General features: G+C 54.1%; 22 protein-coding genes. 18 read left to right on the forward strand and 4 right to left on the reverse strand.

Annotated features, from left to right (window positions below):
• Nucleotide 1 precedes the first annotated feature (1 nt).
• A complete protein-coding gene (locus QZ280_RS05745; protein ID WP_293441612.1) occupies nucleotides 2-1183 on the reverse strand; it encodes a penicillin-binding protein activator in 1182 nt (393 codons plus the stop codon).
• Nucleotides 1184-1268: 85 nt separating this feature from the next.
• Between QZ280_RS05745 and rsmI the strand changes: the two genes are divergently transcribed.
• The 3 genes from rsmI (at nucleotide 1269) to gshB (ending at nucleotide 3493) form a co-directional block, all read left to right on the forward strand.
• A complete protein-coding gene (rsmI, locus tag QZ280_RS05750) occupies nucleotides 1269-2129 on the forward strand; it encodes a 16S rRNA (cytidine(1402)-2'-O)-methyltransferase (RefSeq protein ID WP_293441613.1) in 861 nt (286 codons plus the stop codon).
• A complete protein-coding gene (locus QZ280_RS05755) occupies nucleotides 2122-2469 on the forward strand; it encodes a YraN family protein (RefSeq protein WP_293441614.1) in 348 nt (115 codons plus the stop codon). The genes rsmI and QZ280_RS05755 overlap by 8 nt, the downstream gene beginning before the upstream one ends.
• Before the next feature lie 88 nt (nucleotides 2470-2557).
• A complete protein-coding gene (gshB, locus tag QZ280_RS05760) occupies nucleotides 2558-3493 on the forward strand; it encodes a glutathione synthase (RefSeq protein ID WP_293441615.1) in 936 nt (311 codons plus the stop codon).
• A gap of 10 nt (nucleotides 3494-3503) precedes the next feature.
• On the opposite strand, the gene QZ280_RS05765 is transcribed toward gshB, so the two are convergent.
• Together QZ280_RS05765 and cobU are read right to left on the reverse strand one after the other, a co-directional pair.
• Nucleotides 3504-4079 (reverse strand): histidine phosphatase family protein, encoded by a 576-nt coding sequence (locus QZ280_RS05765; protein ID WP_293441616.1) that lies wholly within the window; start codon nucleotides 4077-4079, stop codon nucleotides 3504-3506.
• Nucleotides 4080-4598 carry a bifunctional adenosylcobinamide kinase/adenosylcobinamide-phosphate guanylyltransferase gene (cobU, locus tag QZ280_RS05770; RefSeq protein WP_293441617.1) on the reverse strand — a complete coding sequence of 173 codons (519 nt, stop codon included), beginning with the start codon at nucleotides 4596-4598 and terminating at the stop codon, nucleotides 4080-4082. It abuts the gene before it with no gap.
• Nucleotides 4599-4698: 100 nt separating this feature from the next.
• On the opposite strand from cobU, the gene QZ280_RS05775 reads away from it, so the two are divergent.
• The 13 genes from QZ280_RS05775 to QZ280_RS05835 all read left to right on the forward strand — a co-directional run bounded on the left by QZ280_RS05775 (nucleotide 4699) and on the right by QZ280_RS05835 (nucleotide 18939).
• The gene (locus QZ280_RS05775; protein WP_293441618.1) at nucleotides 4699-5577 is read left to right on the forward strand and encodes an RNA polymerase factor sigma-32; all 879 of its coding nucleotides are present in this window, start codon (nucleotides 4699-4701) and stop codon (nucleotides 5575-5577) included.
• Between the two features lie 68 nt (nucleotides 5578-5645).
• Nucleotides 5646-6842, forward strand: coding sequence for a bifunctional phosphopantothenoylcysteine decarboxylase/phosphopantothenate--cysteine ligase CoaBC (coaBC, locus tag QZ280_RS05780; protein ID WP_293441619.1), 1197 nt, complete (start codon nucleotides 5646-5648; stop codon nucleotides 6840-6842).
• A gap of 45 nt (nucleotides 6843-6887) precedes the next feature.
• Nucleotides 6888-7340, forward strand: coding sequence for a dUTP diphosphatase (dut, locus tag QZ280_RS05785; RefSeq protein ID WP_293441620.1), 453 nt, complete (start codon nucleotides 6888-6890; stop codon nucleotides 7338-7340).
• Nucleotides 7340-8377 carry a HesA/MoeB/ThiF family protein gene (locus QZ280_RS05790; RefSeq protein ID WP_293441621.1) on the forward strand — a complete coding sequence of 346 codons (1038 nt, stop codon included), beginning with the start codon at nucleotides 7340-7342 and terminating at the stop codon, nucleotides 8375-8377. Before dut ends, QZ280_RS05790 begins: the two co-directional genes overlap by 1 nt.
• A gap of 61 nt (nucleotides 8378-8438) precedes the next feature.
• Nucleotides 8439-10460: a M3 family metallopeptidase gene (locus tag QZ280_RS05795; RefSeq protein WP_293441622.1), complete on the forward strand. Its 2022-nt coding sequence runs from the start codon at nucleotides 8439-8441 to the stop codon at nucleotides 10458-10460.
• 256 nt (nucleotides 10461-10716) lie between these two features.
• Nucleotides 10717-11004 carry a co-chaperone GroES gene (locus QZ280_RS05800; protein ID WP_293441623.1) on the forward strand — a complete coding sequence of 96 codons (288 nt, stop codon included), beginning with the start codon at nucleotides 10717-10719 and terminating at the stop codon, nucleotides 11002-11004.
• Nucleotides 11005-11055: 51 nt separating this feature from the next.
• Complete coding sequence (groL, locus tag QZ280_RS05805) at nucleotides 11056-12708, forward strand: chaperonin GroEL (protein ID WP_293441624.1); 1653 nt, start codon at nucleotides 11056-11058, stop codon at nucleotides 12706-12708.
• A gap of 261 nt (nucleotides 12709-12969) precedes the next feature.
• Nucleotides 12970-13986, forward strand: a complete 1017-nt coding sequence (locus QZ280_RS05810; protein ID WP_293441625.1) for a fatty acid desaturase — start codon at nucleotides 12970-12972, stop codon at nucleotides 13984-13986.
• 112 nt (nucleotides 13987-14098) lie between these two features.
• Entirely contained in the window at nucleotides 14099-14905 is an 807-nt protein-coding gene (locus tag QZ280_RS05815) for a sulfurtransferase/chromate resistance protein (protein WP_293441626.1), read from the forward strand.
• Nucleotides 14902-16137: a chromate efflux transporter gene (gene chrA, locus QZ280_RS05820; RefSeq protein ID WP_293441627.1), complete on the forward strand. Its 1236-nt coding sequence runs from the start codon at nucleotides 14902-14904 to the stop codon at nucleotides 16135-16137. Before QZ280_RS05815 ends, chrA begins: the two co-directional genes overlap by 4 nt.
• Nucleotides 16138-16150: 13 nt before the next feature.
• The gene (locus tag QZ280_RS05825) at nucleotides 16151-16990 is read left to right on the forward strand and encodes a DMT family transporter (RefSeq protein ID WP_293441628.1); all 840 of its coding nucleotides are present in this window, start codon (nucleotides 16151-16153) and stop codon (nucleotides 16988-16990) included.
• Between the two features lie 64 nt (nucleotides 16991-17054).
• Nucleotides 17055-17801 carry an alpha/beta fold hydrolase gene (locus QZ280_RS05830; RefSeq protein WP_293441629.1) on the forward strand — a complete coding sequence of 249 codons (747 nt, stop codon included), beginning with the start codon at nucleotides 17055-17057 and terminating at the stop codon, nucleotides 17799-17801.
• Complete coding sequence (locus QZ280_RS05835; RefSeq protein WP_293441630.1) at nucleotides 17788-18939, forward strand: alpha-D-ribose 1-methylphosphonate 5-triphosphate diphosphatase; 1152 nt, start codon at nucleotides 17788-17790, stop codon at nucleotides 18937-18939. Before QZ280_RS05830 ends, QZ280_RS05835 begins: the two co-directional genes overlap by 14 nt.
• Here the strand turns inward: QZ280_RS05835 and QZ280_RS05840 are convergent.
• Complete coding sequence (locus QZ280_RS05840; protein WP_293441631.1) at nucleotides 18936-19868, reverse strand: L-threonylcarbamoyladenylate synthase; 933 nt, start codon at nucleotides 19866-19868, stop codon at nucleotides 18936-18938. The genes QZ280_RS05835 and QZ280_RS05840 overlap by 4 nt on opposite strands.
• 133 nt (nucleotides 19869-20001) lie before the next feature.
• Between QZ280_RS05840 and QZ280_RS05845 the strand changes: the two genes are divergently transcribed.
• Together QZ280_RS05845 and QZ280_RS05850 are read left to right on the forward strand one after the other, a co-directional pair.
• Nucleotides 20002-21723: an acyl-CoA dehydrogenase gene (locus tag QZ280_RS05845; protein ID WP_293441632.1), complete on the forward strand. Its 1722-nt coding sequence runs from the start codon at nucleotides 20002-20004 to the stop codon at nucleotides 21721-21723.
• A gap of 17 nt (nucleotides 21724-21740) precedes the next feature.
• Nucleotides 21741-22763 carry an MBL fold metallo-hydrolase gene (locus QZ280_RS05850; protein WP_293441696.1) on the forward strand — a complete coding sequence of 341 codons (1023 nt, stop codon included), beginning with the start codon at nucleotides 21741-21743 and terminating at the stop codon, nucleotides 22761-22763.
• Nucleotides 22764-22783 lie beyond the last annotated feature (20 nt).

A 22783-nucleotide genomic window follows, 5' to 3' on the forward strand; every position in this document is an offset into this window, starting at 1 on the left:
CTTAGAATCCCGCACCAGAGAACTTTATCGGTGCGGGGTCTATGATCACGACCTGTTTGTCGCGCACCATTGCCACGGACAATGCGCGCTCATTTGTACCGTTCGGACGCAAGCGGAAGGCACCTGCGACACCTTGGAAACCAGCACCTTGTGTCAGGGCACCAGTGGTAAGCGCTTTCTTATTGCCAGCTTCGACAAGTGCGCCAATCGCTGCAATCCCGTCATAGGCGAGGCCTGCCAATTGGTGCGGTGCTGTTCCGTAAGCTTGCGTGTAGCGGGTTTGGAAATTCTGGATCATGCCTTGGTCGGGCATCGCGAACCAACCGTTCTGCAAGCCCGGTAATTCCAAAGTTTGCGCTGGAACATCCCACCGTGCGAGGCCCGCATATTGCACGTTCGACGGACTCACCCCGGCCTCTGGCAACATTTGCGCGAGCAACGGCAAAGCATCGGCAGAGTTTGACGTAAGGACCAATGTGTCCGCGCCTGTGCTGTCCATTGCGGCCTTGATCTGCGGCACGACGGCCACGACGCCGGGTTGGCTAAACTCGAACCCGTTTATAGAGGCAACTGCAATGCCATTACGCGAAGCTGCTTGTTGCACAGCGTTGCGACCAAATTGGCCTTCAACATTGTTGGGATGCGCAATCAGAACCTTGGTTTTACCCTGACGCTTTGCGAAACTCATAATGCGATCGGCGGTGTTCTCAAACGTTGGGCCAAGCACAAACACATTGCCACCTGCGATCGAGGCGTTGTTGGAGAAGCTCAAGACATTGATGTTTTGACCGGCGACAGCATTACCTGCGGCGTTTGCGGCATCTGCGAACAAAGGCCCGAGGATAATTTGCGCACCCTCTGCTACGGCTTTTTGGGCAAGTGCTGCTGCTTGTTCGGTGGAGCCACCTGTGTCGTAGATACGCAGATCAATCTTAACGCTGGTGAGATCAGCAATCGCCAAGCGCGCGGCGTTCTCAAGAGAGGCGGCAACTGCGCCCGCACTTTCGCTTGATTTTGGAACGAGCAAAGCGACCGGAACCGGAACAGACGTGTCAATTGTTGGGCCTCCGCCAGAGGTTCCCCCGCTGATTGAGATTGGTTGACATGCAGCCAGCGCCAATGCACCGGATAGAACAACACCGCTCGGCAGCGCCTTGCGGGCCGAAGCCAAAAAAGCAAACATAGAGACTTACCCCCTGATAGACGGTCGCGTTTCTGCGCCGCAAATTCGAGGTGCATCATAAACGTAAGGAAAGGCGGGTCCAGAGGTGAATGCAAAGACAGTAAAATTGGAGGGCGGATTGTACTTTGTCGCAACGCCTATCGGGACGGCGCGCGACATTACTTTGCGCGCCTTGGATATACTTGCGTCAGCAGATGTTTTAACGGCTGAAGACACGCGTTCGATGCGACGTTTGATGGATATCCACGGTATTGCTTTAGGGGACCGTCCGCTCATGTCCTATCACGATCACAACGGCGCTCGCGCACGCCCCAGACTGATGCAATACTTGGCTGAAGGGCGCTCTGTCGCCTACGCGAGCGAAGCAGGAACACCGCTGATTGCAGACCCTGGATATGATTTATCGATTGAGGCTGCGACGGCTGGGTATCTAGTTACCTCTGCGCCTGGTCCTACGGCGATTGCAACTGCGCTTACGCTTGCAGGTTTGCCAACGGATAAATTTTTGTTTGCGGGTTTTCTGCCCAACTCGAAATCTGCGCGAATTTCCGCAATTGAAACCCTCCGCGAGGTGCCTGCGACTTTGGTTTTCTACGAATCGCCCAAACGAATTGGGGCGATGTTGCTTGATTGCCAAAGCGTGCTTGGTGACCGAAAGGCCGCCGTTTGTCGTGAACTGACCAAAAAGTTCGAAGAAATCAGGCGTGGAACTTTGAGAGAATTGGCTGTTGGAATGAAGGAAAAACCGGTTAAAGGCGAAATTGTTGTGGTTATTGATCGCGCGGGTCAATCAACCGTTAACCCCTCCGATCTAGCAGCAGACCTGAGAGATGCATTAAGCCGGATGACCGTGCGCGATGCCTCGGATGTCGTGGCGGGCGCACATGGGTTGCCACGTCGCAAAGTCTATCAATTGGCGCTAGGATTGGATCGGGATAATGAATAAGCAGATGACGGGTAAGATTGCGTATCTTTCAGGTGCATATGCTGAAAATCAGGCGGTGGCAGATTATGCCCGTCGCGGAAACCGGTTCGCTGCACGGCGCTGGCGTGGAAAAGCTGATGAGGTTGATCTTATTTTTTCTGATGGGGCAGGCATAGATTTCGTTGAAATTAAAACAGCACAGAATTTTTCGGTTGCGTCACGGCGCATTTCATCTCGTCAACAAAAACAGATCTGTCTTGCCGCAGAAGAATATTTAGGAACACAACACGAAAGTGTCGCTGACACCGATGCGTGTGGATTCAGCATTAGTGAATGGACGTGGCGAAATTCAGACTCTTGAAAACACGATTGGCGCTTTCTGAGCCAAACCCATTGCACAGCAATGGGCGCTGCGCCATGTAAGAAGAAAAATCTACGAAGGCGCAGACATGAAAATTGCATTTCAAATGGATCCGATCGAGCATGTGAACATCGATGGTGACAGCTCATTCCGTTTGGCTGAAGAAGCGCAATCGCGCGGGCACGAGCTTTTTTATTACGCACCGGACAAACTCGCCTACCAAGAGGGCCGCGTCACTGCGCGTGGACATGATTTTACGGTACAGCGCATCCAAGGCGATCATGTGCATCTGGGTCAAGAACGCGAGATTGATCTCGCCGAGATGGACGTGGTCTGGCTGCGCCAAGATCCGCCGTTTGACATGAATTATATTACAACGACACATATTCTGGATCGTATTCATCCAGAAACTTTGGTTGTGAATGATCCATTTTGGGTGCGGAATTATCCTGAAAAACTGCTTGTTCTTGATTTCCCCGACCTTACGCCACCAACAACAATCGCACGTGATCTTGATACGATCAAAGTGTTCAAGGTCAAACACAAGGACGTCATTCTTAAACCGCTCTATGGCAATGGGGGTGCGGGGGTTTTCCGTCTTGATGCGAACGATAGAAACCTGACATCACTGCATGAACTCTTCACAGGTTTTAATCGCGAGCCTTTGATTGTGCAAAAATTCCTACCCGATGTTTCCAATGGTGATAAACGTGTGATTCTTGTGGATGGAGAACCTGTCGGGGCGATCAATCGGGTGCCTGCCAAAGGTGAAACGCGCTCCAACATGCATGTGGGTGGGCGGCCTGAAAAGATTGGGTTAAGCGATCGGGATCTGGAGATTTGTACCCGCATCGGCCCGCTTTTGAAAGAAAAGGGTCAAGTCTTTGTCGGTATTGATGTGATCGGTGACTATTTGACAGAGATTAACGTGACATCCCCAACAGGCATTCAAGAGTTGGAACGCTTTGACGGGATCAATATCGCAGAAAAGATCTGGCAAGCGATTGAAGGCAAGCGCGCTTAAACAAGCGTTATCACGGACAGTGATTGATCACTCCGCTCGTCCAGGCATCGTCCTCGATTCGGATCTCTGTGACTGAGAGGTTGTCGATGTGTTGGGCGAATGTGTCATAACTGCTCAGGCCGGTTGCGCGTTGCAATTGGCTCAGCACAACACCGAAATGACACACGACGATTAGATCGGAAGGGGCATCGGATAAGAGCACGTCAATCATAGGCGATACGCGCGCGCGAAACTCATTCCAGCTTTCGCCATTGGGTGGAGCGGTGTCGCCGGGTTGTTCGTAGAACCTGCGCACATGGTCTGCGTCATGCGCTGATACCTCATTGAAACTGAGGTTTTCCCAGTCGCCAAAATGCATTTCGCGCAAGGCAATTTGATGGGGCAAGCGTGGGCGGGTTCCTGTGATCATATGAGCCGTTTCGACGGTTCGGATCAGATCGGACGAGACCACACGCGCGTTGTTAGGGAGATATGTGTTCAACCGTGCAAGCGCATCCGTATCAGATAAATCGGCGGTCAGATCAGTCCATCCAATCATCCCCCTGGCGTGGGTCGGACCGTGCCGTACAAGAAATAATCGTTGCATTCAGAGGGTGCCTTTGAGGACGTTAGGTAAGCCAGCCACAATGTTAATCACCCGATCAGCACGCGCGGCGAGCCGTTGGTTCAATTCCCCCTGCGCTTGCCGGAAGGCGCGCGAAAGTGGATCAGCTGGTACGATGCCAAGGCCAAGTTCGTTTGTAACCACAACACACTCCGCTTCAGAGCTGATAAGCGCATCCAGCAAATTTCCCTCAGCGAGGTCTCTATCTGTTTCATCCATCAGATGATTCATCAGCCACATCGTTGCACAGTCTAAAAGAACCGCTTCGTTTGCGGAGCGATCGTGCAAAACCGTTTCCGGTGCGAGAGGTGCTTCAAACGTATCCCAGCCATCCCCGCGCATATCTTTGTGAAGCTGAACCTTTTCACCCATCTCACCATCAAGCACGCGGGCCGTGGCTATGTAGATGCGTGTCTTTTGGCTTTGTAAGATGAGATTTTCAGCAAACGCGGATTTGCCCGAAGCGGCACCGCCGATCACTAGAGAAAGTGTTCCAGACATTTTTCACACTCCAAGTGATCCGTTTTATTCCTTTGTGCGTACTTAAACTAACACAAAGTCAAAACCAACCGGGTTCAAACTAACTCTAGGGAGATTTACGATGGCGCTGGACAACGCAGGAGACGCACGGTTTTCACGCAGAGCAATGAAAGCTGAAATGCTGGACGCTGAAACAGAGTTGAAGCTCGCATACGCTTGGCGAGATGAGCGGTGCGAAGCATCGCTTCACCGTTTGATCAATGCCTATATGCGCTTGGCCATTTCTATGGCCTCCAAGTTCCGCCGCTACGGCGCGCCGATGAATGATTTGATCCAAGAGGCAGGTCTGGGCCTGATGAAAGCCGCTGACAAGTTTGATCCTGACCGCGGCGTGCGCTTTTCAACATATGCGGTTTGGTGGATCAAAGCATCGATCCAAGATCATGTGATGCGCAACTGGTCGATGGTACGCACGGGGTCTACGTCGTCGCAGAAATCTCTTTTTTTCAATATGCGCCGTGTGCAAGCCCGCCTTGAACGTGAAGCACAACAGCGTGGTGAAGCACTGGATCGCCATCAGCTGCATCAGATGATTTCTACTGAGATCGGCGTACCTTTGAACGATGTAGAGATGATGCATGGTCGTTTGTCCGGCTCTGATTTTTCGCTCAACGCGACGCAATCGGCCGAAGATGAGGGACGCGAGTGGATTGATGCGCTGGAAGATGACGGCGCACAGGCCGAAGAGATTGTCGAAAACAATCATGACACAGCGCAAATGCGCGAATGGTTGCTTGGAGCGATGAACGCGCTCAACGAGCGCGAACGTTTTATTGTGCGGGAGCGCAAATTGCTTGATGAGCCTCGCACGCTTGAAAGTCTGGGCAATGAGCTGGGCCTCTCGAAAGAGCGGATTCGCCAGCTCGAAGCAGCAGCGTTTCAAAAAATGCGTAAAACGCTCGAAGCAAACAGCAGCGAAGTACACGCTTTCCTCATGTAAGCGCTCAGTGCTTGAAGGATCCGCGTGCGCCGCTTAGCTTAAGACATGATAGCTAATAAGGCGCGCGCATGCTGACTTCGAAACACATTCTTCTGATCATTGGTGGCGGTATCGCAGCGTATAAATCGCTCGATCTTATCCGCAAGCTGCGCGAACGTGGTGCGACGGTGACGCCAGTATTAACGCGCGCGGGCGGAGAATTTGTCACGCCACTATCCGTATCGGCTTTGGCGGGTACAGAAGTGCACAGCGATTTGTTCGACCTCACCAAAGAAGCTGAAATGGGCCACATTCAATTGTCACGCTCCGCTGATTTGCTGGTGGTTGCCCCGTGCACAGCGGATTTGATGGCGAAGATGGCGCAAGGGCGCGCGGATGATCTGGCCTCAACCTTACTATTGGCGACGGATACGCCGGTGCTTGTTGCACCGTCAATGAACGTTCGAATGTGGGATCACCCCGCGACGCAGCGCAACGTGACTGTCTTAAAAGCGGATGGCGTGGCCTTTGTTGGCCCAAACGAGGGCGATATGGCCTGCGGTGAATACGGCCCCGGTCGCATGGCTGAGCCTTTGGAGATCGTCGCAGCCATAGACAGTGCCCTCGGCGACGGTCCGTTGAAAGGTAAACGCATTCTTGTAACCTCAGGGCCAACCCATGAACCTATTGATCCTGTACGCTATATCGCTAACCGCTCTTCCGGCGCGCAAGGCACAGCGATTGGTGTCGCCTTGGCGGGACTTGGCGCTGAGGTAGTGTTCGTGACGGGACCTGTGGACGTTGCGCCACCAGAGGGTGTTGAGGTGATCAAAGTTCAAAGTGCTGTACAAATGCAAGCAGCGGTCGAGGCCGCGTTGCCCTTTGACGCGGGCGTTTTTGCTGCTGCGGTTGCCGATTGGCGCGTCGCAACTGAGAGCAGCTCCAAGATTAAGAAGAAAAACGGCAAGATGCCCGTGCTCGAGTTTGCGGAAAACCCCGACATTCTTGCGCAAGTGAGCCAGCTGAAAGACGGACGTCCTGCCTTGATCGTGGGGTTCGCGGCGGAAACCGATGATGTGATCGCGAATGCAACAGCCAAGCGTAGACGCAAGGGCTGTGACTGGATTGTCGCCAATGATGTGTCGCCGGAAACGGGCATCATGGGTGGGAACGAGAATGACGTGGTGTTGATTTCAGCAGATGGTTCAGAGGATTGGCCACGGATGGGAAAAAATGAGGTTGCGGAGCGTTTGGCGCTTAAAATGGCCGAGGCGTTGGCGGATTGAGAAAGCGGGATTTGAGTTTATTTAGCAAGATAAAGGGGGGCAGCGATGCGCATTGAAATGATGTGGGATGCGGGCGCGGATCAATCTTTGGGCCTTCCGTCCTATGCCAGTGCAGGTGCAGCAGGCGCTGATTTGCGGGCAAATTTTCCTGATTGCAGGGAGTTGGTATTGGCCGCAGGCGCACGCGCTTTAGTGCCGACGGGCCTACGCCTTGCGATTCCTGAGGGCTTTGAAATGCAAATTCGTCCCCGCTCGGGATTGGCCCTAAAGCATGGAATTACGCTTCCCAATGCCCCGGGCACGGTTGATAGCGACTATCGCGGGGCTTTGGGGGTGATCGTGCTGAACGCAGGACAAGAGTCATTCACGATTGCCCATGGCGACCGCATCGCGCAGATGATCGTTGCCCCTGTTGTGCGCGCTGATTTCGAACTCGTCGAACAGCTCAGCGAAACTGTTCGGGGGGAGGGCGGTTTCGGCTCCACAGGTCGCGGCTGATGGCATTGTTTTTCCTGATCGCCTGCGGAATTTATGGCTTGGGTGCAGTGATGAAAGTGCCAAAAGCGCAGCGTTGGAGCCTTATTGGCGTCTTGTTACTTGCTGTAGTCGGTATGCTTTTCATCTTTCCTGAAGACCACGGATTGCACAATGCGTTCGGTGGCGTATGGGAGCCTTATGCGTTGCTCGCAGGCTTTGCGGCTTTGATCTTTGTATACCGCACATTTTTGCACCGTCTCCGCGCGCGCGTCGCGACGAAAGCTGATAACAAGGTACTACCAAACAGAGGGACGTTTTCAGCAACGGAGCTCGATCGTTATGCACGCCACATTGTGTTACGTGAAATTGGCGGGCCGGGGCAAAGGAAACTGAAACATGCGAAAGTGCTGGTCATCGGGGCAGGCGGGCTGGGTGCGCCGGTCCTGCAATATCTGGCAGCGGCAGGGGTCGGCACCATCGGCGTCATTGATGACGATATCGTAGAAAACGCGAACCTCCAGCGTCAGATCATCCATCGTGATGAAGATATTGGCGTGCCTAAAGTGTTCTCTGCGCAGAATGCCATGCATGCGCAAAATCCTCATATCGAGGTGCGCCCGTATCATCGTCGCCTTACTGGCGATATCGCGCCCGAATTATTTGCAGAATATGATCTGATATTGGATGGCTGCGATAACTTCGAAACGCGATATTTGGTGAATGAAACCGCAAATGCGCTGGGCAAGCCGCTGATTTCTGGCGCTTTGAGCCAGTGGGAAGGACAGCTCAGCGTCTTTGATCCCGCGAATGGGACTCCCTGTTATCAATGTATTTTCCCAAGCGCCCCTGCGTCGGAGCTGGCCCCTGCATGTTCAGAAGCGGGCGTGATTGGACCTCTTCCAGGTGTGATCGGTGCGATGATGGCGCAAGAAGCGATCAAGCTGATCACAGGCGCGGGGCATGTGCTGCGTGATGAGATGCTAATCTACGATGGCCTTTTCGGTGAAACGCGTAAGTTAACGCTCAAACGTCGTGAAGATTGTCCGACCTGCGGGTGAAACACGCGCGCACTAGAAACCAACCAAGCGCGACCCTACCTTGTGCTCAAAGGAGACTTTCATGACAAATCCGTTGCTACAAGCATGGACCACCCCCTTTCAAATTGCGCCCTTCGCAGAGATTGAGGATGAGCATTTCGCCCCCGCTTTGGATGAGGCATTGAGCGCCCATATGGCCGAAATCGACGCGATCGCGGACAGTCTAGACGCGCCAACGTTTGAGAATACGATTGAAGCGATGGAAGGCGCGGGCGAAGCACTAGATAAGGTCCTGTCGGTTTTCTACTCGCTCGCTGGGGCGGACAGCACACCTAAGCGGCAGGAACTACAGCGCGATTTTTCCCCCAAATTATCCGCACATAGTTCTGCGATCTCCGCAAATGAGGCGCTGTTCAAACGGATCGAAACCCTGTGGAACGTCCGTGACACGCTTGACTTGTCACCAGAGCAGGCTCGCGTTCTGATGCTCACCCATCGCGGGTTTGTGCGCTCTGGCGCGGCACTTGCTGGAGAGCAAGCAGATTTAATGAAAGAGGTGAAGTCGCGTCTTGCCACGCTTGGCACGCAGTTCGTGCAAAACCTGCTCAAAGATGAATCTGATTGGGTCATGCCTTTGTCGGATGAGGCTTTGGCGGAGCTGCCTGATTTTGTCCAAGACGCGGCACGAGCGGCGGGCGATGAAAAGGGCACGGGCGGCCCTGTCGTGACGCTTTCGCGCTCGATAATCGTACCGTTCCTGCAATTCAGCCCACGTCGCGATTTGCGCAAGAACGCCTATGCAGCGTGGGCCGCGCGTGGTGCGAACGGTGGCGACACGGACAATCGTGGCATTGCGGGCGAAACCTTGAAGCTGCGCGAAACCCGTGCGCACCTGCTCGGGTATCCTGATTTTGCGCATTATAAGTTGGAAACGGAGATGGCGGGTAAGCCTGTTGCTGTGCGCGATTTGTTGATGCAAGTGTGGGAGCCCGCAAAGGCGCAAGCGGGCAAAGACGCTGACATTCTAGAAAAAATGCTGCATGCGGATGGAATTGACGGACCTCTAGAGCCTTGGGATTGGCGCTACTATTCTGAACAGCGTCGCAAGGTAGAACATGATCTGGATGAAGCGGTTCTCAAACCCTACTTCCAACTGGACCGCATGATCGACGCCAGCTTTTCCTGCGCCACCCGCTTATTCGGGTTGGAGTTCAAACCGCTCGACTTGCCGCTCTATCATGAAGATTGCCGCGTATGGGAAGTTTTGCGCGACGGCGAACATGTTGCGGTCTTCATCGGGGACTACTTCGCGCGTGGATCCAAACGATCCGGCGCGTGGTGCTCTGCAATGCGTGGGCAAGCGCGCAAGCCCAAGGTTCAAGCCCCAATCGTGATCAATGTGTGTAACTTTGCGAAACCCTCAGCAAGCAAACCGGCGCTTTTAAGCTACGATGACGCGCGCACATTGTTCCATGAATTTGGCCATGCGCTGCATCAAATGCTCTCTGATGTGGAGTATGAAAGCGTATCGGGTACATCCGTTGCGCGCGATTTCGTCGAACTACCCAGCCAGCTTTATGAACATTGGCTCGATGTTCCCGAAGTTTTGGCGGAATTTGCGACCCATGCGGAGACGGGTGAGGCGATGCCGCAAGATTTGCTTGATAAAGTCTTGGGCGCGGCCACCTACGACATGGGGTTTTCAACGGTGGAATATGTGGCCTCTGCGCTTGTGGATCTTGCGTTTCACGAGGGGGATGCAACTGCAGATCCGATGCAGAAACAGGCGGAAGTGCTTGCAGAGATCGGCATGCCCCACGCAATCGGCATGCGCCACGCGACACCGCAATTCGCGCATGTTTTCGCAGGTGATGGGTATTCCAGTGGCTACTATAGCTACATGTGGTCTGAAGTGATGGATGCGGATGCGTTTGAAGCATTTGAAGAGGCTGGCGATCCATTTGATCCCGAAACTGCGAAACGCTTGGCGGATACTGTGCTTAGTTCAGGCGGATCAAAGGACGCGGGCGCGCTTTATCTGGCGTTTCGCGGGCGCATGCCGGGCGTTGATGCACTTCTCAAAGGGCGCGGCCTAGCAGCGTAGAGCCACGCCCTGCTTCATCTTGCCAAATAAGCGTAAATCCTGACCTATTTGCCAGCGCCTAAACCTTTTAAGTAAGGCGCTGGTAAACCCCGCCCAAAAAACTGATGAAAGTTTTTCGCAGGGCTGTTGACTCATTCCAAAAGCATTCCTAACTATGCACCGTTAGCACTCGACCCCTATGAGTGCTAATGCCCCGCGAAAAGCCTCAGGGCTTGGGGACGAAATTGTAACCATTTGAGCTTAAGGAGCTGCAAAGATGGCATTGAAACCACTTCACGATCGCGTGTTGGTTCGTCGTACAGAAGGCGAAGAGAAAACTGCTGGCGGATTGATTATCCCTGATAGCGCAAAAGAAAAGCCTGCTGAGGGCGTTATCGTTGCATCTGGCGACGGCGCTCGCAAAGACAGCGGTGAGCTGATCGAAATGGCAGTCAAAGACGGCGACCGCGTGTTGTTCGGCAAATGGTCCGGCACAGAAGTGTCGGTTGACGGCGAAGAGCTGTTGATGATGAAAGAAAGCGACGTTCTGGGAATTCTTTCCTAAGACGACCTTCCTGTTCATTCCTACAATCTAATTTAAAGTGGAGCATTCATAATGGCTGCTAAAGAAGTAAAATTCGACACAGACGCACGGACAAAGATGCTGAATGGCGTCAACATTCTTGCGGATGCTGTTAAGGTAACGCTCGGCCCAAAGGGTCGTAACGTTCTTCTCGACAAATCTTTCGGCGCACCGCGCATTACGAAAGACGGTGTGTCTGTCGCAAAAGAGATCGAGCTTGAGGACAAGTTCGAGAACATGGGCGCACAGATGGTCAAAGAAGTTGCGTCGCGCACGAACGACGAAGCGGGCGACGGCACAACAACTGCAACAGTTCTGGCACAAGCGATTGTTCGCGAAGGCCTGAAATCCGTTGCGGCTGGCATGAACCCAATGGACCTCAAGCGCGGTATCGATCTGGCGACAGCGAAAGTTGTTGAAGCGATCAAAACAGCGTCCCGTCCAGTATCTGATTCCGATGAAGTTGCTCAAGTTGGTACAATCTCTGCAAACGGCGAAGCGGAAATCGGTCGTCAGATCGCAGACGCGATGCAGAAAGTCGGCAACGAAGGCGTTATCACTGTTGAAGAGAACAAAGGCCTCGAGACAGAGACAGACGTTGTTGAAGGCATGCAGTTCGACCGCGGCTACCTCTCCCCTTACTTCGTGACAAACCCGGATAAGATGACGGCAGAACTCGAAGACTGCATGATCTTGCTGCACGAGAAGAAGCTCTCTTCTTTGCAAGCAATGGTTCCGCTTTTGGAATCTGTGATTCAGTCCCAGAAGCCACTTTTGATCATTGCAGAGGACGTTGAAGGCGAAGCGCTTGCAACTCTCGTTGTGAACAAACTGCGCGGCGGTCTGAAAATCGCAGCGGTTAAAGCACCTGGTTTCGGCGATCGCCGCAAAGCAATGCTTCAGGACATCGCGATCCTTACGGGCGGTCAGGTTATCTCTGAAGATCTCGGCATGAAGCTCGAGAACGTGACAATGGACATGCTTGGTACTGCCAAGAAAATCCAGATCACTAAAGACGAGACAACAATCGTTGACGGCAACGGCGAAAAGGCAGAGATCGAAGCACGTGTTGCTCAGATCCGTGGCCAGATCGACGAGACAGCGTCTGATTATGACCGTGAAAAGCTGCAAGAGCGTGTTGCGAAACTTGCAGGCGGCGTTGCGGTTATCCGTGTTGGTGGCATGTCCGAAGTTGAAGTCAAAGAGCGTAAAGACCGCGTTGACGATGCACTGAACGCGACCCGCGCTGCGGTTCAAGAAGGTGTTGTTGTTGGTGGTGGTGTTGCTCTGGTTCAGGCAGGCAAGGTACTTGCCGGTCTTGAAGGCGCAAACAACGATCAAACTGTTGGTATCAACATCGTTCGTAAAGCAATCGAAGCGCCTTTGCGCCAGATCGCTGAGAACGCTGGCGTTGACGGTGCAGTTGTTGCTGGCAAAATCCGTGAGAGCGACGACGTATCCTTCGGCTTTAACGCACAGACAGAAGAGTATGGCGACATGTTCTCCTTCGGCGTTATCGACCCTGCGAAGGTCTGCCGTACAGCCCTTCAGGACGCGGCATCTGTCGGTTCCTTGCTGATCACAACCGAAGCAATGGTTGCGGATAAGCCTGAGAAAGCCGGCGGCGGCGCTGGTGGCGGCATGCCTGACATGGGCGGCATGGGCGGCATGGGTGGCATGATGTAAGCACATTCAACTTATGTTGAATTACTAGATCAGCCTCCATACCGGAGACTAATTAGGGGGTCGCCTTCGGGCGGCCTCTTTTCGTTTGGGTGCTTGACCAAAAAAATGAACTCAAATTGCTTCATCGCTGGTCACAAACTGGAAATGTCTTCGAATTACACCATAAATCGCGTCAAGTTTACGCAAGCGCACAAATGCTTGTTTGCTAAACACATATATTCGCTTTATCGCAATGGAAACAAACCGAACAACGAGCCGTAGATGTCCAACGATTCCCGTACTCACAATCAACGCGAAGCCCGCGAATGGGTTTCCGTCCTCGCTAAGTACCGCGAACCAAACACATTGCGCAGTAGCTATGAACTTGGTGTGAGCGTGATTCCTTTCGTCGCTCTCTGGGCCGCGGCCTGTTACATGGCATCGTTCAGCTATACGGCTGCCTTTTTCATTGCCCTATTGAACGGTGGTTTTCTGTTGCGCATGTTCTGCATTCAGCACGATTGTGGACACGGCTCTTTCTTCGACAATCGCACTTTGAGCGATTGGGTTGGACGGGTCTTGGGCGTGTTCACATTGACCCCTTATGATGTTTGGCGCCGCACGCATTCGATCCATCATAGCCACGCGGGTGATCTTGATCACCGTGGCATTGGCGATGTGATGACGTTGACGGTTGAAGAATATTACGCGCGCGCACCGTTCAAGCGTTTCATGTATCGCCTTTATCGTCATCCGGCCGTTATGTTTGGTCTTGGGCCGAGTTATTTGTTCGTCTTGCAGAACCGTTTACCGCTTGGCCTGATGTCGCAAGGTAAGAAATATTGGATTTCTGCGATGGGAACCAATGCCGCAATGGCGTTTGTGGTATTTCTGATCGTGTTCTTTGGTGGCTGGCAAGCCCTTGTCTTTGTCACGCTCCCAACTGTTCTTTTGGCCGCCTCCGTTGGGGTTTGGCTGTTTTATGTGCAGCATCAGTTCGAAGAAACGCACTGGAAGAATACCGAAGACTGGAAATTGCACGAAGCCGCGCTCGAAGGCAGTTCGCACTATGATTTGCCCGTTGTTCTACGCTGGTTCACCGCAAACATCGGTATCCACCACGTGCACCACCTTTATAGTCGCATCCCGTTTTATCATCTTACGGATGTGCTGCGCGATAACGAAGAGCTCGTTCATTGCGGCCGCATGACCCTACGCCAAAGCCTACGGTGCGCGCGTTTGGATCTTTGGGATGCGTCCAAGAACCGTCTCGTTTCGTTCAAAGAAGCCCATAGTTGACATCCACGTAGGGTTCTCACATTTTGACCGCTAAGGGGCTCGCGAACACCCCGTGAGGCTCCGGCCAAAGTTTCGCGTCCTGAATTAACCCCCAACCATGGGAGGACGCGACATGACCGCTCCTAATACTATGAAGCGCGCGCAGCTTGCGCGGCTGATCGGAACACCTGATGCCCCTGCGCTTGTTGATGTTTGTATCGATGAAGACTTTGCGCAAGATCCCAGACTTATCCCAACGTCGTTTCGCCATCCTTTCAAGCAGATCGAAGAATTGCTGCCCAATCTGCAAGGACGCAAAACGGTTGTGATTTGCCAAAAGGGCAAGAAACTGTCGCAAGGGGTAATGGCGCTGTTACGCACACAGGGCGTGTACGCGGAGGTATTGGAAGGCGGCATTTTCGGTTGGCGTGACTTTGGTGGGACACTGCTTAGCGCAGATCGCTTGCCCGCACGTGGCGGGCTTTGGGTCACACGACACCGCCCCAAAGTTGATCGCATAGCGTGCCCGTGGTTGATCCGGCGTTTCATTGATCCTGATGCCCGTTTTTTGTTTGTGGCCCCGTCCGAAGTGCTAGCGGTTGCAGAAAAGTTCAATGCAACCCCATTTGACGTGGAGGGTGCTGAGCTAAGTCATCACAACAATACATGTAGTTTCGATGCGATGCTTGCATGTTTTGGCCTCGATCATTCTGCGTTGCGCGCGATGGCGGCTGTCATTCGCGCGGCAGAAGGCACACCACAAGCGAGGGCACCCGAAGCAGCTGGTCTACTTGCCATTTCGCTTGGACTATCGCGCATGTACCGCGACGATCTTGAGCAATTAGAAGCAGCGATACCGCTCTATGATGCGCTTTATCGGTGGGCACGAGATGCTCAGGGCGAGACCCACGACTGGGCCGCGCATGGAGGCACCGCATGACTCCACTATCAGATTTGGTGCGCACATTTGGCAAGATAGGCTGCCTGTCATTCGGAGGTCCAGCTGCGCAAATCGCCTTGATGCACAAAGAACTGGTCGACAGCCGGAAATGGCTGAGTGAACAGGATTTCTTGTCGGGTTTGTCATTCTGCATGTTACTTCCCGGACCAGAAGCGATGCAATTGGCAACCTATTCAGGCTGGCGCTTGAGGGGCACCTTGGGTGGCCTTATCGCAGGACTTTTGTTCGTGTTGCCCGGCGCGCTGGTGATCCTCGCCCTTGGCGCGATCTATGTGGCTTACGGCGACGTTCCCGTCGTGCAAACACTGTTCTTGGGCGTGAAGGCCGCAGTACTTGCGATCGTTCTTGAAGCGCTCATCAAAGTTGCGAAACGGGCGTTTAAGTCAGGTCTACATTGGGCCTTAGCCATCGCGAGTTTTATCGCCATCTTCGTCTTTGCCTTGCCGTTTCCGGCCGTCATCGGCGTGGCGGCTTTGATAGGGTATCTGACCACACCAAAAGCGTCGCATGTTTCGACACCCCGCGTCCCGGTTACACAAACTGCGATGACGATTCTGATCTGGCTCACAATTTGGTGGGGGCCGATCTTGTTTCTGGGCTTCATCATAGGTCAAGATTTCCTATTCCAGCTAGCGATCTTCTTTTCCAAACTCGCGACTGTCACCTTTGGCGGCGCCTATGCAGTTTTGGCCTTTATGGGGCAAGAAGTGGTGCAAAATCTCAATTGGATCAGTGCGGATGAGATGATCGACGGTCTTGGGCTAGCCGAAACCACACCCGGCCCACTGATCTTGGTGACCCAATTCGTGGGGTTTCTGGCAGGTTCTAATACGGGTGGCACCGGCTTGGCCGTGCTTGCGGCCTGTGTCACGCTCTGGGCAACGTTCATTCCGTGCTTCTTGTGGATTTTCGCGGGCGCGCCCTACATTGCATGGATCTCTGCGCAGCCACGTCTGAGCGGTGCGCTATCTGCGATCACGGCGGCTGTCGTAGGAGTGATCGCGAACCTCTCGATCTGGTTCGCTTTGAATGTCATATTCGCAGATGTTGAACGCGCGACCTATGGTTGGGTCCCTGATCTTTTTACCTTGAATTGGCGCGCTTTAGTGTTGAGCCTTGTAGCCGCAATTTTGCTGTTAAGACTGCATATTGGCTTACTCAAGGTGCTTGCAATATCTGCGTTACTGGCATTGGGCGTGTCTTGGATATGAAGGTGATTGGGTTATGAAGGTGTTTTGGTTGGTCGCGTTGACGATGACGGCTTTTGCGTTCAACTCGATCCTGAACCGGCTGGCGCTTTCGCCGGGTGACACGGGACCCGCAAGCTACGCAGCCATCCGCCTTTTGTCGGGTGCGCTGTTGTTGGGATTGCTAATATGGATAAGACAAGACACGCGCCCCAAATTGAACCGACACGCGGTCTGGAGCGCGAGCATGCTCACTCTCTACGCACTTGCTTTTTCCTATGCCTACATCACTTTGCCAACCGGCGCAGGCGCGTTGATATTATTCGGCGGTGTGCAGGTGATGTCCTTTGCAGTGACTTTGATGCGGGGCCAGAAGATTGGGCCGCTTAGTTGGCTTGGGGCCACGTTGGCCTTCGCAGGGCTATGCTATTTGCTCTGGCCTGATCAAAGCGCAGTGCTCGATAAAACGGGGGCGGGCTTGATGTTGATCTCCGCGCTTGGTTGGACGTTTTACACACTTGCAGGCGCGCGCAGCACGGATCCGATTGGCGCGACCAGCTTGGCGTTTATCCTTGCAGCACCCGTGGGCATTCTGGTTTGGCTGATCTTACCCGACGCGATCAGCTGGCGCGGCGCAGCTCTCGCGACTCTTTCTGGTGCGGTCACATCCGGCATGGGCTACGCACTGTGGTACAAGGTTTTACCATCGATCAGCATGCCGACCGCATCAGTTGCGCAACTCACCGTGCCAGTCATCGCAGCACTTGGCGGGGCAGTGTTGTTGGGTGAAGCACTGTCCTTGCGCTTTTTGATCGCAACATTGTTCGTGCTGTGCGGTGTGGGTCTGACGATTTATGCACAAGCGCGCAAGGCATAAGCGGTGACATGCCAATCGTGACAAACCTCTTTAGTCCTTATGCAAAAGTCCCTAACTAAGAAAGATGTTCAGATACGCGCTCGCCTTTGCACTTTGCCCGATTTCCGCTGCAGCGGACTGCGTTGTGCTGTTACATGGCCTCGCGCGTACGGAGTCTTCCTTTGCCTTGATGGAACAAGTTCTGCGCGAACGCGGCTTTGACGCGGTGCGTCCAGGCTATCCGTCAACGAAAGCCACAGTGCAAACTTTAGTCGATATCACCCTGCCAGAAGCGGTGGAGGAATGTGGTGACCAAACAGTTCATTTTGTGACCCACTCTATGGGGGGCATTTTGCTGCGCGAATGGTTGCAAGACAATCGACCGGAAAACTTGGGTCGGGTCGTTATGCTGGCCCCGCCAAACAATGGCAGCGAGATTGTAGATGTGTTGGGTGATTTCGATGCGTTTGGCTGGTTCAACGGCCCCGCTGGGATGCAGCTTGGGACAGGGGCAGACAGTCTGCCAAATCGCCTGCCTTTGGCTGATTTTGAGCTTGGTATTATCGCTGGAGATCAATCGCTTAACCCGTTTTTCTCGGCGATACTTGAAGGGCCGGATGATGGTAAGGTTTCAGTGGCCTCAACGAAGCTCAAGGGTATGAAAGCGCATATTACATTACCTGTGACCCATACGTTTATGATGAATAATTTTCGGGTGATGGCGGAAGCCATTTTGTTCCTTGAGAACGGCGCTTTTGACCCTGATCTCGATTGGCGTGATGTAGTGTCCACGGCGATCCAAGAATTGGCAGATCGCGATGAAACCCGTTGAACTGACGCTGGAGCGCGGCGAAATTCTTTTGGGATCAGAGCTGACACAAGAGCCGCTATCACTAGGCGGTGGCCTTATCGTTGAACATGCGAGCAAACGGCGTGTTAATGCGCTCGGGTTTCGCATTCTTCCGGGTATCGTTGATATTCACGGTGATGGTTTCGAGCGGCATTTAGCCCCGCGACGCGGTGCGATGACGGATATGCATGCGGGATTAGCTTCTGCAGAGGCGGATCTTGCAAGTAACGGGATCTCGACCGCCATTATGGCGCAGTTTTATAGCTGGGAAGGTGGGCTGCGATCGCCCGAATTTGCCAGCAAGTTTCTTGATGCTTTGGAGCACACGCGAGGGGAGCAGCTGACCGATATGCGTGCCCAATTGCGCATTGAGACACACATGATTGATGACTACCCAAAGATTCTGGAGATGATAACAGCGCATGACATCGGTTATGCTGTGTTCAACGATCACATCCCACACAAACGACTGGAAGAGGGGCGCAAGCCACCGCGTTTGACGGGGACCGCGTTGAAAAGCGGGCGTAGCCCCGAGGCGCATTTGGCTTTGATGAAAGCGCTGCATGAGCGGCGCACCGAAGTTCCTGCTGCGTTGTCAGAATTTTCCAAGAGCCTGCATTCCAAAGGATGTTTACTTGGCAGTCACGATGATCGCAGCGCTGAAGGCCGTGCGGATTTCCAAGCGATGGGCGCTCATATTTCCGAGTTTCCAGAAACGCGCGAAGCAGCGCAAGCGGCGCGTGACACGGGTGGGCAGATCATTCTAGGCGCACCCAATGTGATGCGCGGGGGTAGCCATGCGGGCAATGTGTCCGCGCTGGATTTGATCCGTGATGGACTCTGTGATGCTTTGGCGTCCGACTATCATTATCCGGCTTTGCGCCAATCTGTCTGCAAGCTGGTAAAGCAGGATGCGTGTGACTTTCCAACCGCGTGGGGCCTGTTGTCCACAGGACCTGCACGGGTTTTAGGGCTTGCAGATCGCGGCAGCATTTCGACAGGTTTGCGCGCGGATATTGTCGTGGAAGAGATCGCAACAGCGCGCATTGCAGCGACGATGTCAGGGGGGCACTTCACATATTTGCAAGGCGAGTTTGCAGCACGCCTTCTCGCGGATTAACGCGGAGCAGCGGCGCGACGCAGGCGATCATTGATCGCTGCACCAAGGCCAGTTTCAGGGATCGGCGCAACCGCAATGCGCGTGCCTTCCATCGCATCAAGCAGATGCAAATGGCCAAACAGATTGGCGGCGGCTTCGATCAGATTACCGCTTTCAGACAGGTTTAAGTCACAGGCCATCTTGCCGAAGCCCAAAGTTTTCTCACCGTTCTGCCAGTCTTCCACATTCAATAGTACACTCGCGCTAGGCGCGTAGTGAGAGGCGAGCTGACCAGGCGCAGAAATTTCCCCGCTCACAGGGGTAGCAAGTTCAACGCCAAGGCGTTCCTCAATGGTCTCGCGTGAAGCACCTCCTGCGCGCAAAAGCGTGGGATGATCAATTAGACCAACAATTGTCGACTCCACCCCAACCGCACAGGCACCTCCATCTAAAACAGCCGCAATCTTGCCATCTAGACCAGAAAACACGTGCTCTGGTGTTGTGGGACTAATGCGCCCGGATGGATTGGCCGAAGGCGCTGCAATTGGACCGCCAAACGCATGCAGTAGGTCTTGTGCAAGATGTCCCGCCGGCACGCGAAGGGCGACGCTCTCCAAGCCCGCAGTCACCAAGTCACTCAAGCCTGCATGTTTGCGCAGGGGCAAAACAAGTGACACAGGGCCGGGCCAAAATGCATCCGCAAGGCGCTGTGCTGTGTCGGACCAAACCCCAAAAGTTCGCGCAGCATCCGCATCCGCTACATGAACGATCAATGGATTGAAACTGGGCCGACCCTTGGCTGCGTAGATTTTGGCAACGGCTTCACCATCGCGCGCATCTGCACCGAGACCGTACACAGTCTCAGTGGGGAAGGCGACGAGCTTGCCGTCCGACAGTAACCCCGCCGCGCGCGCGATATCGCTGAAATTGGAGCTTAGCAGTTCAGTCACAAAGGAGGATCCTTGCTTTGACGTTGCGTTTCGATTGCGAGGCCCGTCCTTGGATTTGTAGGTATACGCAGGCTCGTGATGGAATACGTATCATTATCGCGCTTGTAAATTACATTGAAGAGAGACAACAGACATGTCCTATCGCGCTCCGCTTTCCGAGTATCAGTTCCTCTTTGATCACGTTGTGAACTATAGCGAGATCGCCGCGCAAGACTGCTTTGAGTATGCGACAAACGACGTTGTAGCCGCAGTTTTAAACGAAGCGGGACATCTAAGTGCAGGCAAGATTGCACCGTTGAACCGCAATGGCGATCTGACACCTGCGTATTTGGAAAATGGCGTTGTGCGCACCTCGCCGGGGTTCGCGGATGGATTTAAGGCGATTGCTGAGGGCGGCTGGATTGGCATGTCCGCGCAGCCTGAATTTGGCGGCATGGGTCTGCCAATGACGGTGACAACGGCTGTGAACGAAATGATGGCGGGGGCCTGTTTGTCGCTGCAACTCGCGCCGCTGATGTCGCAAGGCCAGATCGAAGCGTTGGAGCATCACGCCTCTGATGAACTGAAAGCGCTTTATCTACCGAAACTGATCTCGGGTGAGTGGACAGGCACAATGAATCTTACGGAGCCTCAAGCGGGCAGCGATGTGGGCGCGCTAAGCTCAAAGGCTGAACCCAATGGCGACGGCAGTTTCAGCGTGACAGGTCAGAAGATCTACATCAGCTGGGGCGATCATGATGTGGCCGAGAACGTCTGCCATCTGGTCCTCGCGCGTTTGCCTGACGGGGTAGCGGGAACGAAGGGTATCAGCCTGTTCTTGGTGCCGAAATACCTACCCGACGATGCGGGCAATCCCAGTGAAACGAATACGCTCAAAGTTGTCAGTTTGGAGCATAAAATGGGCCTGCATGGCAGCCCGACCGCTGTAATGCAATTTGATGGCGCGAAAGGCTGGCTTGTTGGACCCGAAGGGGGCGGCATGCGGGCGATGTTCACGATGATGAACAATGCGCGTTTGGGTGTTGGTGGTCAGGGTATTGGTGCGGCTGAGGGTGCTTTGCAAAAGGCTATGGTCTACGCGGGCGAGCGAAAACAAGGGCGCCGCCCGATTGAAAACGGCACGGGCACAATTATCGACCACGCGGACGTGCGCCGCATGTTGGCTGTGATGAAGGCTGATGTTTTCGCAGCGCGCGCGATTGCGTTAATGTGTGCAGCAGCGATTGATATGCAGAGCGCGACAGGCTCAACTGGGTGGGGCGCACGGGCTGCATTTCTTACGCCAATTGCCAAAGCGTTCGGTACAGAAACAGGAATGCGCGTGTCCGAAATGGGTGTGCAAGTGCATGGCGGCATGGGTTTCATCGAAGAAACGGGCGCGGCGCAGTTCTACCGCGATGTGCGCGTCACGGCGATTTACGAGGGCACAAACGGCATCCAAGCGATGGATTTGGTCGCTCGCAAATTGATGGATGGCGGGGATGCGGCGTTCGCTTTGCTGGACGAGGTCGAACAATTCACCGAGGCCTCGCGCGAGGCTTGCCCAGCCTTGGCGGAACCGCTTTGGGATGCCACCGAAAACCTACGCCAGACCACGGAGTGGATGCTGGCGCAAGATGCGCTGAATGCGCGCTTTGCGGGGGCCGTGCCTTACCTGAAAGCTTTCGCACGGGTCCTTGGGGGCTATGTGCATTTGAAAGCCGCAATGGCCGAGCAGGGCAAAGGTTCGCGCACCAAACTTGCGACGGTGTATATAGCGCGATTGCTGTCAGAGCACGTCAGTTTGCTTAGCGAAGCGCGTGTTGGTGATAGCGATCTCTATGCGCTTAGCGCTGATGAATTGGCCGCGGTGTGAGTGAACACACGGTAAGTATGCACTACCCGTGGGACAACCCGCCAAGCGGGTGCGAGGCGATAGAAGTCGCCCAAGGTGTACTGTGGGTACGCTTGCCTTTGCCGATGAAGCTGGATCACGTTAACGTTTATGCGCTAGACGAGGGCGACAGTTGGACGATTGTTGATACGGGTTTTGACAGCCGCAAATCGCGTGGGATCTGGCAAGATCTGCTCGCAGGTCCGTTTGGCGGGAAACCTGTGTCGCGGGTGATCGTGACGCATCATCATCCTGATCACATCGGTCTTGCCGGTTGGTTTCAGTCTGAACACGGCGCAGAGCTTTGGACGACGCGAACGGCTTGGTTGATGGGGCGGATGCTCCAGCTTGATACGCAAGAGGTGGCCACACCCGAAACACTTGCCTTTTGGCGCAGTGCGGGCATGGACGCGGCTATTATCGAAGAGCGTGCACAGGAGCGGCCCTTCAATTTTTCGGATGTGGTTGCGCCGCTTCCGCTTGGCTATCGGCGTCTCAAGCAAGGTGATACTATTCGTGCGGGTGGGCGCGATTGGGATGTTCACATGGGCAACGGTCATGCGCCCGAGCACGCAACGCTGTGGTCGCGTGATGATAATTTGGTGATTGCGGGAGACCAAATCCTGTCCTCGATCAGCTCAAATATTGGGGTTTACGCAACAGAACCGGACGCGGATCCCGTTGCGGATTGGCTGGAGGCCTGTGAGCGTTTGAACACACTCGCACGCGCGGATCACCTTGTTTTAGGTGGGCACAAGCTGCCATTCACAGGTCTTCCGACTCGGATGCGCCAATTGATCGACAACCATCACAGCGCCTTGGACCGCCTTGAAGCCCATTTGGAAACGCCATGCACCGCTGGCGATTGTTTTGGGGTTCTGTTCAAGCGCAAGATCGGTCCTGCAGAATATGGCCTGGCACTGGTTGAATCCATCGCACATGTGCAGCACCTTTGGCTGGAAGGTCGCGTCACGCGAGAAAAACGCGAAGATGGCGCGTGGGTTTACAGTCGCAAAAGTTAAGCGTGCGACGATGTGAGGAA

Origin of the sequence: Planktotalea sp. (assembly GCF_018607995.1) — a bacterium.
Taxonomy (GTDB): domain Bacteria; phylum Pseudomonadota; class Alphaproteobacteria; order Rhodobacterales; family Rhodobacteraceae; genus Planktotalea.